Below are 17,062 nucleotides of genomic sequence, written 5' to 3'. Positions count from 1 at the left end.
CTTTATCGTCCAGGGCCGGTGCACACGTGCACAGTCATATAACGATATCGACGTGGACCGCCGCTGTCCTTGCAACGATCACGGCTCTGTCCTTTGACGCGTGCGCCGACGAAAAGCAGCCGCTCAGTTTTACCGATTTCCTCATCAAACACAAAGGCGCGTTACCCGTGCCGGTCGTGATCACCGAACCGGCCGTTGGCTATGGCTTCGGACTTGGGCTGCTGTTCTTTTCCGGGCCGATTGGCGAATCTGGCGCGACGGATTCGACGGGCCAACCTGCCAACCGTGGTCCGCCGAACGTCACGGCGCTGGGTGGTCTGTACACGCAGAACGGCACCTGGGCCGTGGCGGCCGCTCATTTCCACACGTGGGGCGACGACCGTTTCCGCTACCTCGGCGCGGTCGCGAAAGTCGACGCGCATCTCGACTACTTCGGTCTATCCGGGCAGCCAAGGGCCTACACCTTGCTGGGCGCGGGTCTGCTTCAGCAGTTTCTTGCGCGCATTGGCAATAGCCGCTGGTATGCGGGCGTGCGTTATGTGTTCTTCGATGCTTCGTCGAACTTCGCGGGCGGAGTCGTTCCCACCGAGGTGCGCAACTTCCAGAAGGATCAGCGGATCGGCGCCGGCAGTCTGATCGTGGACTATGATTCGCGCGACAACATCTTCTATCCCGGCTCCGGCAGCTTCGCCGAACTCGAGAGCCAATTCGCGCGCACGGGCTTCGGCGGTACGCAGAATTACATTCCGTTTTATGCGCAGCCGTACGTCGATTTGCGTGGCGTGCAGAAGGGCCGTTACCAGGACCGCAATGCGATCTCGATCGAGGCGGAGTTGCGGTGGGATCTTACGCCGCGTTGGCGAGTGCTAGGTTTTACTGGCGCCGGCAAGGCCTACGGGCGACTGGAGAGCTTCTCCCAAGCTCATGATGTCCAGAGTGTCGGCGTCGGGTTCCGATATCTGATTGCGCGCAAGCTCGGCGTTTCGATTGGTATCGACATTGCCCACAGCAAGGATCAGACCGCGTTCTACGTACAGGTCGGCAGCGCATGGCGTTGAGACACGACGCGATCGTGCCCTTCGTCATGGTCATCGATACGGAAACGATCGATCGCTACGAGGAAACCAACCCGTCAGGGCAGGCCAGAATCCGAAACAGGTTTCCTTTGCAAAGAACCACTGGGCGGCGGATTGTGCCCTCGTGTGCAAGCCTGGACGCCGGATAAGTCATAATATGGCATTCCACGCCCGCGCCCTTGGTGGGGGCCTTCGTCCATCGTCCCACTGCCGCCTATGCACGACCTCAAAATCGACCGCAATGTCAAAACCTTGCGTGAACTCACGCTCGACAAACTGCGCGCCGCGATAGTCCAGGGGTATTTCCGGCCGGGCACCCGTCTCGTCGAACGCACGCTGTGCGACGAGCTTGGCGTGAGCCGCACTGTCGTGCGCGAGGTGCTGCGGCATCTGGAGACCGAAGGCTTGGTCGAGATCGTCGCGCGGCAAGGTCCGATCGTCGCGCGGCTCGACCCCGCACAGGTCGGCGAGATTTACGAATTGCGCGGGCTGCTCGAAGCGAACGCCGCGCGGGCCTGCGCCGAGAACGCGACGCCAGAAGTCGTGCGGCAACTGCGCGAGATCCGCGCAGTCATCGAAGACGCGTTCGAGAAACGCGATCTGCCGCGCGTGCTGGAGTATACCGAGCGCTTCTACGAAACGCTGTTCGAAGCCGCCAACAAACAGGTGTCGCTGGCGGTCGTCACGTCGCTGAACGCGCGCATCAACCGGCTGCGCGCATTGACCATCGCAACGCCGGGCCGCGGCGGCGACTCGAACCGCGAGATGAACCTGCTGCTCGACGCGATCGAGCGGCGCGACGGCGACGCGGCTTCCGCAGCGTCGTTCGCGCATATCAAGCGGGTGTCGGAACTGGCTTTGACGGTTCTTGCGGAGCAGAACGAAGCGACCGGCGACGCCTAAACCCCATCCGCAGCCGCCCCATCAAGGCCGCCGGCATCTGCCGGCGGCCTTTTTTTGTTTGTTTGATCAGCCAAACACACAACGCTTAGCCCAAAGCGTGCCTGAGCAACTCCCTCCAATATCATGGTATTCCATAATACGCCATGCATTGGCGTAGGCCATAAGATGGCATACCATAATCTCATCGATTTTGTATTGCGGCTCGAAGCCTGAAAGGAGAACCCAATGACGTTCGAAGTGGAGCGTGTCCGATGAAGCCCGATTTATCGCCGACGCGCGTGATTTCGCATGGTCAGCGTGGCCGAACCGCGGGCACCTGCTACAGCGTGTACGCGCCGCAATCGGACGCCGCCGCCGAAACCGTCGTGCTGATCCACGGCGTGGGGATGAATCAGAGCGTGTGGGCGCCGCAGATGGATGCGTTAGCCGAATCGTTTTGCGTCGTTGTCTACGACATGCTGGGGCACGGCGACAGCGTGCTGCCGAGCGCGGAGCCCTCGCTCGACGAATACGCGGCGCAGCTCGCGTCGCTGCTCGACGCGCTGCGGATCGAGCGCGCGCACGTGGTGGGGCACTCGATGGGCGCGCTGGTCGCGCTCGAATTCGCGCTGACCCACCCCGAGCGCACGCTGAGCGTCGCCGCGTTGAACGCGGTGTACGACCGCACGCCGGCGCAGCGCGAGGCGGTGATGACGCGCGCGGCCACGCTCGGCGATGCGCGTGCCGACACCGGGGTGGACGGAACACTGTCGCGCTGGTTCGGCGATCCCATTCCGGGACATCTCACCCAGGCCGCGCGGGCGGTGCGCGCGCTGCTGCTTGCCGTCGATCCGGTGGGCTACGCGCGCACCTACCGTCTGTTCGCCTGCTCGGACGACGCGCATGTCGGGCGTCTCGCGAGTCTCGCGGTTCCCGCGCTATTTCTGACGGGCGAGGGCGACCCGAATTCGAGCGCGCAGATGTCGCGGGCGATGGCCGCGGCGGCACCGCATGGCCGCGCCGAAATCATCGCGAACGCGCGCCACATGATGAACGTCACCGACCCGGAGCGCGTGAACGCAAGCCTGCTCGCTTTCCTCGTCGAAGCATCGGCGCTGCGACGGAAGAAGCCCGCAACGACCACAGCAACGAACGCAGCAACTACCGCAGTCGCAGTACCAACCGGAGAACGCCATGGCTGAGTCGATTACCGCCCCGAGCGCGCAACCCGCTTTCGATATCGTCGATTTTCGACGCGCGCTCGGCGCTTTCGTGACGGGCGTCACCGTCGTCACGACGATCCAGGCAGACGGCTCGCCGCGCGGCTTTACGGCGAACTCGTTCACGTCGGTATCGCTCGATCCGCCGCTGATTCTCGTGTGCATCGCGAAGACCGCGGCGAGTTATGCGGTGTTCTCGGACACGCACCGCTTCGCGGTCAGCGTGCTCGCCGAAGACCAGAAGCATGTGTCGGGCGTGTTCGCTTCGAAGGCCGCGGACAAATTCTCGCAAGTGCCGTGGAGCACGCGCAAAACGGGTGCACCGGTAATGGATGGCTCAGCGGCGAGCTTCGACTGCACGACGCATCAAGTGGTCGATGCGGGCGATCACATCATCCTGATCGGTCGCGTGGTGGACTTCGTGCAAACGAGTTCGTCGCCGCTTGGCTACTGCCGCGGCGCGTACGTGAACTTCAGCCTGTCGCAGGACGCGCTGGCCGCGGCGGGTGCGCGCGCGAAAGTCGGCGCGATCCTCGAGCATCGCGACGGGCTGGTGCTCGTCGACACCGGCAAAGGTTTGGGGCTGCCAACCGGCATCAAGCTCGACCCGGCCACCGACCCCGCGAGCCTGCACGGCGTGCTCGCGAAGCTCGGCCTGCGCGTGCATCTCGACTTCCTGTTCGCGGTATTCGAGGACGGCAGCGGCAAGGAGCCCGGCGTGCATATCTACTATCGCGGCCGCGTGATTCCGAACGGCTCGCCGTGGCTCGACAGCAGCGTGCGCATCGTGCCGCTGTCCCAGATTCCGTGGGACGACGTGAGCGACGCCGCCGTGCGCTCGATGCTCGAACGCTATGAGCGCGAACGCAGACAGGACGCGTTCGGCATTTATGTCGGCGACAGCGAAGCCGGCACCGTGCAGCCGGTCGGCCTCGCGCATTGACAGCGCGGCACCGCTGCAACCCAAAACTCACAACTCACAACGATGAAGCCGGCGCGTTTTCTCGCCGCCGGACCGACGAAGCAACACCCAACCGTATCCCGGAGACAGACATGAGCAGCAGAAGCATTCCGTTTATCGCACCGTTGTTCGTTGCTTGCGCGACGGCGTTCGCGGCAGCGCCCGCACTCGCCGCAGACCCGATTGTCTTCACGAGCTGGGGCGGCACCACGCAGTCGTCGCAACAGAAGAATTGGGCGCAGCCGTTCACGCAGGCGAGCGGCATCACCGTATTGATGGACGGCCCGACCGACTACGGCAAGCTGAAGGCAATGGTCGATAGCGGCAACGTGAGCTGGGACGTCGTCGATGTGGAGGGCGACTTCGCGTACGCCGCGCAAAAGGCCGGCCTGATCGAGCCGATCGACTACTCGGTCGTGAAGAAGGACGAACTGGACCCGCGCTTCGCGACGCCGGACGCGGTAGGCAGCTTCTATTACTCGTTCGTGCTCGGCTACAACAAGTCGAAGTACACGGGCGCACAGCCGCAGACGTGGGCTGATCTGTTCGACACCAAGAAATTCCCCGGCAAGCGCACGTTCTACAAATGGTCGGCACCGGGCGTGCTGGAAATCGCGCTGCTCGCCGACGGCGTGCCGCCGAACAAGCTCTATCCGCTCGACCTCGATCGCGCGTTCAAGAAGCTCGACACGATCAAGGGCGACATCGTCTGGTGGAGCGGCGGCGCGCAATCGCAGCAACTGCTCGCATCGGGCGAAGCGCCGATCGGGATGTTCTGGAATGGTCGCTTGCACGCGCTCGCGCAGACCGGTGTGCCGGTGGCCATTTCGTGGAACCAGAACCTGACCGCCGCCGACATGCTCGTGATTCCGAAGGGCGCCAAGCATCGCGCGGAAGCGATGAAGTATCTGGCGGCCGCGACGAGCCCGCAGGCGCAGGCGAAATTCGCCGCGGAGACGGGTTACGCACCGATCAACGTGAAGTCGGCCGCGCTGATGCCGGCCGCGATGGCGAAGACGCTGCCCGACCAGTACAAGGACTCGCAGATCAATCTCGACATGAAGTACTGGGCCGACAACCGCGACGCGATTGCGAAGCGCTGGTACGCATGGCAATCGAAATAAGCCGCACGGACCGACGTTAGAGCCGAGCGCCGCGCAGTGAACCGGCGCGCACAGAGACACCGAGCAGGAGACATCATGCCCAACGTAATGAGTACCGTCGCGCATCCGCCCGCGACGGCCGCGCGCAAGCGGCGCGACTGGCGCAGCATATGGCTGCTGACGCCGGCCATGCTGCTGCTGCTGATCTTCTTCCTGCTGCCGGTGCTGTCGCTGCTATTGCGCAGCGTGCTCGAGCCGACGCCGGGACTGGAGAACTATCAGCAACTGGTTGGTTCGACCACGTACCTACGCGTGTTCGGCAATACCTTTCTCGTCGCGACGGTCGTCACGCTCGTGACGGTGCTAGTGGGCTTTCCGATGGCATGGCTGCTCGCGATCGCGCCGCGCAAGCTCAGCTCTTTGCTATTCGCGATCCTGCTGCTGTCGATGTGGACCAACCTGCTCGCAAGGACTTTCGCGTGGATGGTGCTGTTGCAGGGCACGGGTCCGATCAACCGCGCGCTGATGGCGATCGGCCTGATTCACGAGCCGCTCGCGCTCGTGAACAACCTCACCGGCGTGACGATCGGCATGACGTACATCATGCTGCCGTTCCTCGTGATGCCGCTGCACGCGACGCTGCGCGGCATCGATCCGTCGACGCTGCGCGCCGCCGCGGTTTGCGGTGCGAGCCGCTGGCAGGCGTTCTGGCGCATCCTCGTGCCGCTCGCGATGCCGGGCGTGGCATCCGGCGCGCTGATGGTATTCGTGATGGCGCTCGGCTACTTCGTCACACCCGCGCTGCTCGGCGGCCCGTCTTACATGATGCTCGCCGAACTCATCGCACAGCTCGTGCAGGAACTGCTGAACTGGGGCCTCGCCGGTGCCGCCGCTTTCGTACTGCTGAGCGTGACGCTGGTGCTCTATGCGTTGCAATTGCGCTTCACCGGCAGTGCGCGTGCAATTCAGGGAGGACGCTGACATGTTGCTCGATTTCGATCGTCTCGGCGGGCTTCGCTGGGCACTGGTGGCGATAGGCGCGGCCGTCGCACTGTTTCTGCTGCTGCCGATCCTGTTCATCGTCGCGCTGTCGTTCGGCGATTCGCAGTGGCTGATCTTCCCGCCGCCGGGCTGGACGCTGGAGTGGTATAGGCAGCTTTTCACGGACGCGGGCTGGATCGATTCGCTGCTGACGAGCGCGAAGCTGGCGGTGATCGTGATGGCGCTTTCGGTGCTGCTCGGTATTCTAGCGTCGCTTGCGCTGGTGCGCGGCAAGTTCCGCGGCCGTGAAGCGGTGAAAGGCTTCTTCCTGACACCGATGGTGCTGCCCGTCGTCGTTCTGGCCGTCGCGCTGTATGCGTTCTTTCTGCGCATCGGCCTGAACGGCACGATGACCGGCTTCGTGATCGGCCATCTGATCATTGCGCTGCCGTTCTCGATCATCTCCATCAGCAACTCGCTGGTGAGCTTCGATACGGCGCTCGAAGATGCCGCGCTGATCTGCGGCGCGTCGCCGCTGACCGTGAAGCTGCGCGTGACCCTTCCCGCGATCCGGCTCGGCCTGTTCGCCGCCGCGATCTTCGCGTTTCTGGCGTCGTGGGATGAAGTCGTGGTGTCGATCTTCATGTCGAGCCCGACCTTGCAAACACTGCCCGTGCGTATTTGGTCGACGCTGCGGCAGGACCTGACGCCCGTCGTTGCGGCGGCGTCTTCACTGCTCGTCGCATTGACGACCGTATTGATGCTGGCGGGCGCCGTGCTGCGCCGCGCGCGCTAATCGACGTAATCAGCGAGGTAAACAAGCCATGACTGCATTCCTGCAAATCCAGCGTCTGCGCAAGACCTACGACGACGTCGTCGCCATCGACCAGGTTTCCCTCGATGTGCGCAAGGGCGAGTTCATGACCTTTCTCGGACCGTCCGGTTCGGGCAAGAGCACGACGCTGTATATCGTCGCGGGCTTTCAGGAGCCCTCCGACGGCCGCGTGCTGCTCGACGGCAAGCCGCTGCTGGCGGTCGCACCGAACAAGCGCAACATCGGCATGGTGTTTCAGCGATATACGCTGTTTCCGCACCTGACCGTGGGTGAGAACGTGGCGTTTCCGCTGCGCGTGCGCCGGCGCCCGCAAGCCGAGATCAACGCGAAAGTCGACAAGATGCTCAAGCTCGTGCATCTGTCCGAGTGCCGCGACCGGATGCCCGCGCAGTTGTCGGGTGGGCAACAGCAACGCGTGGCGATTGCTCGCGCGCTCGCCTACGATCCGCCCGTGCTGCTGATGGACGAGCCGCTGTCGGCGCTCGACAAGAAGCTGCGCGAGGAAATCCAGCTCGAATTGCGCCGCATCCACCAGGAGACGGGCGTGACGATCCTCTACGTCACGCACGACCAGGAGGAAGCGCTGCGCCTGTCCGACCGCATCGCGGTGTTCAACAAAGGCCGCATCGAGCAGGTGGGCACCGGTGAAGAGCTGTACGCGAACCCGGCGTCGCGCTTCGTCGCGAGCTTCATCGGCAATTCGAATTTTTTGCCGGTGAAGGTCACGAAGAACACCGACGGCCGCATGAACGGCGTGTTCCCGAACGGTCACGAGATCGCGTCGGACGCCTTCAGTCCCGCGCTCACCGCGGGCGACGACGGCACCTTGATGATCCGCCCCGAGCAGATGCGCATCAGCGCGCTGCAAACTGCCAGCGGCACGAGCGGCCTGCCTGTGACGGTGCGTGATATCACGTATCTCGGCGACGCGATGCACTACGCGGTGGCGACGCCGTGGCAGCAGGAAATCTCGATCCGGATGCCGGCCGCGCATCGGCACGACAGCGGTATCGCGATCGGCACCCAGGCGCTCGTCGACTGGGACGCACGCGATGTGCGCCTGTTCGCTCAAGCATAACGGCGACTGTCATGAGCGGCGCACTGCCATCGCTGAAGGTTCAACGCCCGACGACCACCTTGCGCGAACTCGCGCTCGAAAAAATGCGCACGGCGATCCTTGAGGCCCATTTCCATCCCGGCGAGCGGCTCGTCGAGCGCTCGCTGTGCGAGATTCTCGGCGTGAGCCGCACCGTGGTGCGCGAGGTGTTGCGGCATCTGGAAACGGAAGGGCTCGTCGACTCGATACAGAACCAGGGGCCGATCGTCGCCGTGCTCGACTTCGATACGGCGGCGGAGATCTACGAGATACGCGCGCTGCTCGAAGGCGAGGCGGCGATGGCGTGCGCTCAGCATGCGGACGAGCAGACAGTTGCCGATCTGGCTGATTTCATCGAGCAGATCCAGGCGGCGTTCGAAGCGCAGGATCATCGGGCCGTCAGGGCACTCACTTCGGCGTTCTACGAACGCATGTTCATCAGCGGGAAAAAGCATGTGGCCTGGGAGATCGTGCAGTCGCTGACCGCGCGCATCAACCGGCTCAGAGCGCTGACGATCGCTTCCGACGACCGCGGCCGCCAGGCCGTCGACGAGATGCACCGGATTCTTTCGGCCATCGAGGCGCGCGATACCTCGGCCGCGCGCGAGGCCGCGATTGCGCATGTGCACCGGGTGGCCGAAATCGCCCGCAAGCTGCTGGCGGAAGGGCACGAGCAGGCGGTATGGCGTCAGGCGCGCTAGCACTCGGGCGTTTCCAATCAACCGGCGCGCGGAACATCGCATCAACCGCATTTTGTGTAATGAAGGAAAGCAACGTGGAATTGAAGACCCTGTTGAAGGACGCGGCGCTTCTGCGCCATCAGGCTTATATCGACGGGCAATGGTGCCCGGCCGACTCGGGTGCGAGCTTCGACGTATCGGACCCGGCAACGGGCGCAACGCTCGGCAGCGTTCCGTCGATGGGCGAGGCCGAAACGACGCGGGCAATCGATGCGGCCAACGCCGCGTGGCCAGCGTGGCGAGCCCGCACGGCCAAGCAGCGCGCGGTCGTGATGCGCCGCTGGTACGAGCTGATAATCGAGAACGCCGACGACCTCGCGCTGATCCTGACCGCGGAACAGGGCAAGCCGCTCGCCGAAGCGAAAGGCGAAATCGCTTACGGCGCGTCGTTCATCGAGTGGTTCGCCGAGGAAGGCAAACGCGTGGCCGGTGACACACTCGCGACGCCGGCATCGGACAAGCGGCTCGTCGTCCTCAAGGAGCCGATCGGTGTGTGCGCCGCGATCACGCCGTGGAATTTTCCGAACGCGATGATTACCCGCAAGGTGGGCCCGGCGCTCGCGGCGGGCTGCCCGATCGTCGTGAAGCCCGCCGAAGCCACGCCGTTCTCCGCGCTCGCGCTCGCGGTTCTGGCCGAGCGGGCCGGCGTGCCCAAGGGCGTGCTCAACGTCGTGACCGGCGATCCGAAGGCAATCGGCGGGGCGATGACGAGCAGTTCAGTGGTTCGCAAGCTGTCGTTCACCGGATCGACCGGGGTGGGCAGATTGCTGATGGCGCAAAGTGCGCCCACGGTGAAGAAGGTCACGCTCGAACTGGGCGGCAATGCGCCGTTCATCGTATTCGACGACGCCGATCTCGATGCAGCGGTAGAAGGCGCAATTGCATCGAAGTACCGCAACAACGGGCAAACCTGCGTGTGCACGAATCGCTTCTACGTGCATGAGCGGGTGTACGACGCGTTCGCGTCGAAGCTGGCTACGGCAGTCGAAGCCCTGAAGGTCGGGCACGGTATGGAGGGCGGCGTCACGCTGGGTCCGCTGATCAACGACGCGGCGCTCAGCAAGGTCGAAGCGCACATCGCCGATGCGCTCGGCAAAGGGGCGTCGCTTGTCACCGGCGGCAAGCGACACGCGCTCGGCCACGGCTTTTTCGAGCCCACGGTGCTGACCAACGTCACCGCGCAGATGGCCGTGGCGAAAGACGAGACCTTCGGCCCGCTCGCGCCGCTGTTCCGTTTCTCGAGCGACGAAGAAGTGGTGAGGCTCGCCAACGACACCGAGTTCGGTCTGGCCGCCTACTTCTACAGCCGCGATATCGGCCGCATCTGGCGCGTGGCCGAACAACTCGAATACGGGATGGTGGGCATCAACACCGGCCTGATCTCCAACGAAGTGGCGCCGTTCGGCGGCGTGAAGCAGTCGGGTCTCGGCAGGGAAGGCTCGCACTACGGGATCGATGACTATCTCGTGATCAAGTACCTGTGCATGGCGGTTTGACCTCGCTCCGATAGTCAGCGCGCGGCACGGCCAAGCGTAGAATTGCGGGCGCAGCGGCGAGCCGATTCGTCGCCGGACCGGAGACCGATGGCTGATGGAAATCAAGTGGATCGAAGACTTCATCGCGCTCGCCCGCTATCAGAGCTTTTCCCGCGCGGCGGAGTTTCGCAACGTCACGCAGTCGGGTTTCAGCAGACGGATTCAGCAGCTCGAACAATGGGTCGGCGCCGATCTCGTCGACCGTACCGGCTTTCCGCCGACCTTGACTCCGGCAGGCCAACTGTTTCGTGACGCGGCCGAAGACATCCTCGAAAAGCTGTTCGACACGCGCGCGATCATTCGCACCGAACAGCGCATTGCCGGCACGAGCCTGCAGATCGCGGCGGGCCACACGATCGCGCTGAACTTCCTGCCAGCGTGGTTGCGCACGCTGTCGAAGCATGTCGGCGAAGTACGCGCGCGCGTGATTCCGGCAAATGTGCACGATTCGATACTGATGCTGGTCAACGGCAACTGCGAGCTAATGTTCGCTTATCACCATCCGCAGCTGCCGTTGCATCTCGATCCGGCCAGGTACGAATGCGTGACCGTGGGCGTCGACACCTTCATGCCGGTATGCAGGCCCAACCAGCGGCTTGCGCACGTGTACCGTCTGCCGGGCCTGATCGAACATCCGATGCCGTTCATCGCCTATACGGAGACCAGCTACTTTGGGCGCTGCTTCAAGTTGCTGATGGAGCAAAGCAAAGCGTCGCCCGCCTTGCATCTTCATTACGAGTCCGACATGGCCGAGGTCGTGAAGAAGCTCGTGCTGGAAGGCGAGGGCGTCGCATGGCTGCCGAAGAGCTCGATCGCCGCCGAACTCGACAGCGGCCAACTCGTCGCCGCCGGCCGCTCGGAATGGCAACTGCAACTGGAGTTGCGCGTGTACCGTGATCTGACGAATCGCAGCGAACTGCTCGATACGCTGTGGCGGCATCTTCGGGCTTCGTCGGGGCCCGCCGAGCAGCGCTGATAGGGTTATCCCGCGTTATGCGAAACTTGCATAGCCGTATGCAACACTAGCATTCAAGGCGGTTCTGCCGTCTCTAGAATTCCGTCCAGACACAAAAAAGCGGTACATCGACATGCGATGTGCCGGCCATTCCCGAGCGCGCGCCGGTCGATGCCGACCGTTCGTGCGCCATCCCTGGACGGAGACACATGAAGAATCGGCTCACCCTCTACATCCTCGCCGGCATGCTGCTCGGCGTGGCTGTCGGCTATGTCTGCCATCGCACGGCGGCCGATGCCGCGCACGCGAAGGAGATCGCCGGCTACTTTTCGATCATCACCGATATCTTCCTGCGGCTCGTGAAGATGATCATCGCGCCGCTCGTGTTCGCCACGCTCGTGTCGGGTCTCGCCGGCATGGAAGGCACCAGCGACGTGCGCCGCATCGGCCTGCGCTCGATCGCGTGGTTCCTGTGCGCGTCGCTGTTCTCGCTCGCGCTCGGCCTCGTGCTGGCGAATCTGCTGCAACCGGGCGCGGGTTTGCACATGGCCCAGACGAGCGCTGACGTGGCCACCGGCCTCAATACGTCGAGCCTGAACTTCAAGGACTTCGTCACGCACGCGTTCCCCACCAGCATCATCGATGCGATGGCGCGCAACGATATCCTGCAGATCCTCGTCTTCTCGGTGCTGTTCGGCATCGTGCTCAGCGTGATCAAGTCGGACCCGCGCGTCGCGCCGCTGATCGCGGGCGTCGAAGCGCTCGTGCCCACCATGCTGAAACTGACCGATTACGTAATGCGTCTCGCGCCTCTCGGTGTGTTCGGCGCGCTGGCCTCGGCGATCACGGTGCATGGTCTCGACGTGCTGACCACGTACGGCAAGCTCGTCGCGAGCTTCTATACAGGGCTCGCGCTGCTGTGGGCGGCGCTGATTCTTGCCGGCTACGCGTTTCTCGGCAAGCCGATCTGGGCCTTGCTCAAAGCGATCCGCGAACCCGCGATGCTGGCGTTCTCCACCGCGAGCAGCGAGGCTGCGTATCCGCGCCTGACGGAGAAGCTGGAGGAATTCGGCGTCGACAAGAAAGTGGTCGGCTTCACGTTGCCGCTCGGCTATGCGTTCAATCTCGACGGCTCGATGATGTATCAGGCGTTCGCCGCGATCTTCATCGCGCAGGCGTTCGGCATCGACATGCCGATCAGCACGCAGATCGTGATGCTGCTGGTGCTGATGGTGAGCAGCAAGGGGATGGCGGGCGTCGCGCGCGGCTCGGTGGTCGTCGTCGCGGCGGTGGCGCCGATGTTTCATCTGCCGCCATCGGGCGTCGTGCTGGTGCTCGCGATCGACCAGATTCTCGACATGGGGCGCACGGCGACCAACGTGATCGGCAACAGCATCGCGACGGCGGCCATCGCGAAGTGGGAAGGCAAGCGCGTGGCGCGCCAGGAGCGCCGCGCGGCGATCGCGACGGCTTCGTTCGGTCAGCTCGAAGGCGAGACGAAATGAGCGGCATCGATGCAACCGCTGCCACGAGCGCGCGCAAGTTCGGCGTGGTGGGCGGGCTCGGCCCGCTCGCGAGTGCGGACGTGTTCTTCAAACTGATCAAATCGACGCCGGCCACGCGCGACGCCGAGCACTTCGATGCGATTTTCGAGCAGCAGCCGTTTCGCAGCGCCGATGCCGACAGCGAGACATTGACGCAGCGCAAGCTGTACATCTTCGATCTGATCAGCAGTTTCGAGAAGCGCGGCGTGACGACAGTCGTGCTGCCGTGCTTCCTGAGCCACACGTTCATCGACGAACTGAAAGCCAATTCGCCGCTGCAAATCGTCGATATGGTCGAGGCGGTGCGCAGCCACGTGCGCAGAAGATTTCCCGCGGTACGCCGCGTGGGCGTACTCGCGTCGGCCTATACGCGGCGCAAGCGTCTGTTCGAGAAGTACTTCGCGGCGCCCGAATTCGAAGTGATCCATCCGCGTATCAGCGACGGAACGGATTTCGTCACCGAAGCGGTCTATGGCGAGGATGGCGTGAAGAGCGGCAATCTGCGTGGCCGTCCGGTCGAGTTGCTGCGCGCGGCTTGCGAAGATCTGATCGCGCAGGGCGCCAATGTGATCGTGCCGGGGCTCACCGAGATCGCGCTGGTCGCGGACGAACTGGGTGCGTTGCGTGTGCCGCTCGTCGATTCGAACCTGGCTTACGCGCAATATGTCGTGTCCGGCCAGTACCACACGCCGGAGACGATCTTCAAGGTCGGCGTGGTGGGCGGCGTGGGTCCGGCGGCCACCGTCGATTTCATTCACAAGATCGTGCGCGCGACGCCCGCGCAGCGCGATCAGGACCACATCAAGCTGCTCGTCGAGCAGAACCCGCAGATCCCGGATCGCACGGAGAATCTGATCGGCGACGGACCGGACCCGACCATCTCGCTGTACGCGACCTGCAAGAAGCTCGAAACGGGCGGCGCGGATCTGATCGCGATTCCTTGCAATACCGCACATGCCTTCGTCGAGCGGATTCAGCCTTATCTCGGCGTGCCGATCGTCAATATGCTGACGGTGACGGTGCGTTATCTGCGCGAGTCGTTTCCCGCGCTGCGCTCGGTCGGTGTGCTCGCGACTTCCGGCACGCTCGCGAGCGGCGTCTACCAGAAGGCGCTCGAATCGCAGGGTTTGCGGCAGGTCGTGCCGTCACCCGCGCTGCAGGCGCGCGTGATGGACGCGATTTACGGCAAGCAAGGCGTGAAGGCCGGATTCACCGCCGGGCAGTGCCAGCAAGACCTCGCCGCGGCGATCGATGGGCTCATCGCCGAAGGCGTAGAAGTAATCGTTCTCGGCTGCACGGAACTGCCGCTGCTGCTGCGTGAGCCCTATGTGATCGGCGCGAACGGCGCGCGCGTGAGCGTCGTCGATCCGACCGATGTGCTCGCGAAGCAGTGCGTCGCCTGCGCGACCGCGCCGCCTCGATAACCCAACCGCATCACCCATTCAACGCGACGGACCTGCACACGACGTGTGCCGGATGACCCCGCTCGCCTGTCGTTTTCAGAACCTGAGAGGACCTCATGCTTGCACCGACCGAACGTATCGAACACGACCTTCTCGGCGATCTCGCCGTGCCCGCGACCGCGTATTACGGCGTTCATACGCTGCGCGCGTTGCAGAACTTTCCGATCACCGGCCTTCCGATCTCCGTGTATCCGAACCTCGTCAACGCACTGGCGAGCGTGAAAGAAGCCGCGGCACTCGCGAATCACGATCTCGGCCTGTTGAGCGCAGTGAAGATGCAGGCCATCGTGCATGCATGCCGGCAGGTGCGTTCAGGCACCGCGCACGAGCATTTCGTCGCCGATGTGATTCAGGGCGGCGCGGGCACCTCGACCAACATGAACGCGAACGAGGTGATCGCCAATCTCGCGCTCGAACATCTCGGGCGACAGCGCGGCGAATACGCGATTCTCCATCCGAACGAGGATGTGAATCTCGGCCAGAGCACCAACGACGTTTATCCGACCGCGCTGAAGATCGCCACGCACGCCGGAATCATGCAACTCGTCGATGCGATGGGCGTGTTGCGCGCGTCGTTCGAACGCAAGGCGGTGGAATTCGGCAACGACCTGAAGATGGGCCGCACGCAGCTTCAGGACGCCGTACCGATGACGCTCGGCCAGGAGTTCAGCACCTTCGCGGTGATGCTCGGCGAAGATGAAGAGCGGCTGAAGGAGGCCGCCCAACTGATCTGCGAAATCAATCTCGGCGCGACGGCGATCGGCACCGGCATCAACACGCACCCGGAATACGCGCAGCTTGCATGCAGGCACCTGAGCGAAATAACCGGTATCGCATTGACCACGTCGCCGAATCTGGTCGAAGCGACGCAGGATGTCGGCTCGTTCGTGCAGCTTTCCGGCGTACTGAAGCGCGTCGCCGTCAAACTGTCGAAGACCTGCAACGATCTTCGCCTGCTTTCGAGCGGCCCGCGCGCGGGCCTCGGCGAAATCAACCTGCCGCCGGTGCAGGCGGGCTCGAGCATCATGCCGGGCAAGGTGAATCCGGTGATTCCGGAGGTCGTCAACCAGATCGCGTTCGAAGTCATCGGCAACGATGTGACGGTGAGCTTTGCCGCCGAAGCAGGGCAACTCCAGCTCAACGCGTTCGAGCCGATCATCGCGCACAGCCTGTTCAAGAGCGTCGCCCATTTGCGCGCGGGGTGCCTGACGCTCGCGTCGAAATGCGTCGACGGCATTAGCGCGAATCGCGAGCGTCTGCGCGCGATCGTCGAGAACTCGATCGGCATCGTGACCGCGCTGAACCCGTACATCGGCTATACACACTCGACCGAAGTCGCGAAGGAAGCGCTGGCCTCGGGCAGGAGCGTCGCGCAGATCGTGATCGACAAAGGGCTGCTGAGCCAGGCGCAGCTCGACCAGATCCTTCAACCAGCGATGCTGACGCAACCGAGAAAAATGTCCCCAGCGCAATGAGCGACGACGGTTTTGCTGGACACAGGTCGCGTGCATACGCACGCGGCTCTTTCAAACGATGTGGAGACGAAACATGAGCATCAAGATCAATCGAAAAGCAATGCGGTTGTGCGGTTCGGCGGCACTGCTGATCGCCGCACTTGCCGCGGGTACCGGCGCGCAGGCGGCCGACGCGTCATTGCAACAGGCAAGCGCCGTCACCGCAATGCCGCGCGTTCTGCTGCTGGCCACCGGCGGCACGATTTCCGGTACCGCCGATCCGCGCTCGGCGATCGGCTACAACTCGGGCAACGTGAAGGGGCAGGAACTGGTGCGCGGCGTGCCGGGCATCGAGAAGCTCGCGAGCATCAACGCGGAGCAGGTCTCGAACGTCGGCTCGCAGGACATGAACGACAAGATCTGGTTGCAGCTTGCGCGGCGGATCGACGAGGCCTTCGAGCGCAACGAGGCCGACGCCGTCGTGATCACGCACGGGACCGATACGATCGAGGAAACCGCGTTCTTCCTGAACAACGTGCTGCACTCCGACAAGCCGGTGGTACTGGTCGGCTCGATGCGCCCGGGCGGTTCCACGAGCGCCGACGGTCCCAACAATCTGTACGAAGCCGTCGAAGTGGCGGCGAGCCCGCAGTCGCGCGGCCGGGGCGTGATGGTCGTGATGAACGATCAGATTCACGCTCCGCGCTGGATCACCAAGACGAATACGACGGCGGTACAGGCGTTCGCGTCGCCGAACGCGGGCGCGATCGGTTACGTCGATCCGGCCAGCGTGCGCTTCGTGACGCCGGCGGTGCAATCGGCGCGGACCGCGCTGAGCCTGCCCGCGAACGGGCAATTGCCGCGCGTCGATATCGTCTATGCGCATAGCAACATGGATGGCCGCCAGATCGAGCATGCGATCGCCGATGGCGCGAAAGGCATCGTGGTAGCCGGCGAAGGCGATGGTGACATGTCGAAGGAAGCGCTCGCGGCGCTCGACCGCGCTGCCGCAAAAGGCATCGTGGTGGTTCGTTCGACGCGCCTCGTGTCGGGTTTCGTGAACCGGAACGTCGAGGTGGATGACGACAAGCGCGGCTTCGTCGCATCGCTCGATCTGAATCCGCAGAAGGCACGCTTGCTGACGCAGTTGCTGGTGGCCAACGGCGTGACGGACCCGCTCAAGGTACAGCAGGCGTTTAGCGGCACCTGGTGATGGG

General features: G+C 63.8%; 15 protein-coding genes. All 15 read left to right on the top strand.

Translation table 11 applies throughout. The features are described from left to right. The first annotated feature begins 26 nt into the window (after positions 1-26). Positions 27-1,058 carry a glyceraldehyde-3-phosphate dehydrogenase gene (locus ACLFKU_RS18465; protein ID WP_410850026.1) on the top strand — a complete coding sequence of 344 codons (1,032 nt, stop codon included), beginning with the start codon at positions 27-29 and terminating at the stop codon, positions 1,056-1,058. A gap of 234 nt (positions 1,059-1,292) precedes the next feature. Beyond that, complete coding sequence (locus ACLFKU_RS18460) at positions 1,293-1,979, top strand: GntR family transcriptional regulator (RefSeq protein ID WP_410850025.1); 687 nt, start codon at positions 1,293-1,295, stop codon at positions 1,977-1,979. A 251-nt stretch (positions 1,980-2,230) separates the two neighbouring features. Beyond that, positions 2,231-3,160: an alpha/beta fold hydrolase gene (locus tag ACLFKU_RS18455; protein WP_410850024.1), complete on the top strand. Its 930-nt coding sequence runs from the start codon at positions 2,231-2,233 to the stop codon at positions 3,158-3,160. Then, positions 3,153-4,121, top strand: a complete 969-nt coding sequence (locus tag ACLFKU_RS18450; RefSeq protein WP_410850023.1) for a flavin reductase — start codon at positions 3,153-3,155, stop codon at positions 4,119-4,121. Before ACLFKU_RS18455 ends, ACLFKU_RS18450 begins: the two co-directional genes overlap by 8 nt. A gap of 110 nt (positions 4,122-4,231) precedes the next feature. Then, positions 4,232-5,263: an ABC transporter substrate-binding protein gene (locus tag ACLFKU_RS18445; protein ID WP_368583858.1), complete on the top strand. Its 1,032-nt coding sequence runs from the start codon at positions 4,232-4,234 to the stop codon at positions 5,261-5,263. Between the two features lie 75 nt (positions 5,264-5,338). Further along, positions 5,339-6,223, top strand: coding sequence for an ABC transporter permease (locus ACLFKU_RS18440; RefSeq protein ID WP_410850022.1), 885 nt, complete (start codon positions 5,339-5,341; stop codon positions 6,221-6,223). Between the two features lies 1 nt (position 6,224). Further along, positions 6,225-7,019 (top strand): ABC transporter permease, encoded by a 795-nt coding sequence (locus tag ACLFKU_RS18435; RefSeq protein WP_410850021.1) that lies wholly within the window; start codon positions 6,225-6,227, stop codon positions 7,017-7,019. Positions 7,020-7,047: 28 nt separating this feature from the next. Beyond that, a complete protein-coding gene (locus tag ACLFKU_RS18430; protein WP_410850020.1) occupies positions 7,048-8,136 on the top strand; it encodes an ABC transporter ATP-binding protein in 1,089 nt (362 codons plus the stop codon). Positions 8,137-8,147: 11 nt separating this feature from the next. Next, positions 8,148-8,855, top strand: coding sequence for a GntR family transcriptional regulator (locus ACLFKU_RS18425; protein WP_410850019.1), 708 nt, complete (start codon positions 8,148-8,150; stop codon positions 8,853-8,855). Between the two features lie 59 nt (positions 8,856-8,914). Next, positions 8,915-10,390, top strand: coding sequence for an NAD-dependent succinate-semialdehyde dehydrogenase (locus tag ACLFKU_RS18420; RefSeq protein ID WP_410850018.1), 1,476 nt, complete (start codon positions 8,915-8,917; stop codon positions 10,388-10,390). Between the two features lie 94 nt (positions 10,391-10,484). Further along, the gene (locus ACLFKU_RS18415) at positions 10,485-11,405 is read left to right on the top strand and encodes a LysR substrate-binding domain-containing protein (protein WP_410850017.1); all 921 of its coding nucleotides are present in this window, start codon (positions 10,485-10,487) and stop codon (positions 11,403-11,405) included. 188 nt (positions 11,406-11,593) lie between these two features. Continuing rightward, positions 11,594-12,889, top strand: coding sequence for a dicarboxylate/amino acid:cation symporter (locus ACLFKU_RS18410; RefSeq protein WP_410850016.1), 1,296 nt, complete (start codon positions 11,594-11,596; stop codon positions 12,887-12,889). Further along, positions 12,886-14,352 (top strand): aspartate/glutamate racemase family protein, encoded by a 1,467-nt coding sequence (locus ACLFKU_RS18405; protein ID WP_410850015.1) that lies wholly within the window; start codon positions 12,886-12,888, stop codon positions 14,350-14,352. Before ACLFKU_RS18410 ends, ACLFKU_RS18405 begins: the two co-directional genes overlap by 4 nt. Positions 14,353-14,447: 95 nt before the next feature. Continuing rightward, positions 14,448-15,866 carry an aspartate ammonia-lyase gene (gene aspA / locus ACLFKU_RS18400; protein WP_410850014.1) on the top strand — a complete coding sequence of 473 codons (1,419 nt, stop codon included), beginning with the start codon at positions 14,448-14,450 and terminating at the stop codon, positions 15,864-15,866. 73 nt (positions 15,867-15,939) lie between these two features. Next, entirely contained in the window at positions 15,940-17,058 is a 1,119-nt protein-coding gene (locus ACLFKU_RS18395) for an asparaginase (RefSeq protein WP_410850013.1), read from the top strand. Positions 17,059-17,062: the final 4 nt, after the last annotated feature.

It is taken from the genome of Paraburkholderia sp. EG304, assembly GCF_046543485.1.
In the GTDB taxonomy this organism is placed as follows: domain Bacteria; phylum Pseudomonadota; class Gammaproteobacteria; order Burkholderiales; family Burkholderiaceae; genus Paraburkholderia; species Paraburkholderia youngii.
This window is presented reverse-complemented; position numbering and strand designations above follow the sequence as displayed.

Coding starts and splice junctions, on each gene's coding strand:
- ACLFKU_RS18460 (WP_410850025.1), top strand. CDS start 1,293: ATGCACGACCTCAAAATCGACCGCAATGTCAAAACCTTGCGTGAACTC.
- ACLFKU_RS18455 (WP_410850024.1), top strand. CDS start 2,231: ATGAAGCCCGATTTATCGCCGACGCGCGTGATTTCGCATGGTCAGCGT.
- ACLFKU_RS18450 (WP_410850023.1), top strand. CDS start 3,153: ATGGCTGAGTCGATTACCGCCCCGAGCGCGCAACCCGCTTTCGATATC.
- ACLFKU_RS18445 (WP_368583858.1), top strand. CDS start 4,232: ATGAGCAGCAGAAGCATTCCGTTTATCGCACCGTTGTTCGTTGCTTGC.
- ACLFKU_RS18440 (WP_410850022.1), top strand. CDS start 5,339: ATGCCCAACGTAATGAGTACCGTCGCGCATCCGCCCGCGACGGCCGCG.
- ACLFKU_RS18435 (WP_410850021.1), top strand. CDS start 6,225: ATGTTGCTCGATTTCGATCGTCTCGGCGGGCTTCGCTGGGCACTGGTG.
- ACLFKU_RS18430 (WP_410850020.1), top strand. CDS start 7,048: ATGACTGCATTCCTGCAAATCCAGCGTCTGCGCAAGACCTACGACGAC.
- ACLFKU_RS18425 (WP_410850019.1), top strand. CDS start 8,148: ATGAGCGGCGCACTGCCATCGCTGAAGGTTCAACGCCCGACGACCACC.
- ACLFKU_RS18420 (WP_410850018.1), top strand. CDS start 8,915: ATGAAGGAAAGCAACGTGGAATTGAAGACCCTGTTGAAGGACGCGGCG.
- ACLFKU_RS18415 (WP_410850017.1), top strand. CDS start 10,485: ATGGAAATCAAGTGGATCGAAGACTTCATCGCGCTCGCCCGCTATCAG.
- ACLFKU_RS18410 (WP_410850016.1), top strand. CDS start 11,594: ATGAAGAATCGGCTCACCCTCTACATCCTCGCCGGCATGCTGCTCGGC.
- ACLFKU_RS18405 (WP_410850015.1), top strand. CDS start 12,886: ATGAGCGGCATCGATGCAACCGCTGCCACGAGCGCGCGCAAGTTCGGC.
- aspA (WP_410850014.1), top strand. CDS start 14,448: ATGCTTGCACCGACCGAACGTATCGAACACGACCTTCTCGGCGATCTC.
- ACLFKU_RS18395 (WP_410850013.1), top strand. CDS start 15,940: ATGAGCATCAAGATCAATCGAAAAGCAATGCGGTTGTGCGGTTCGGCG.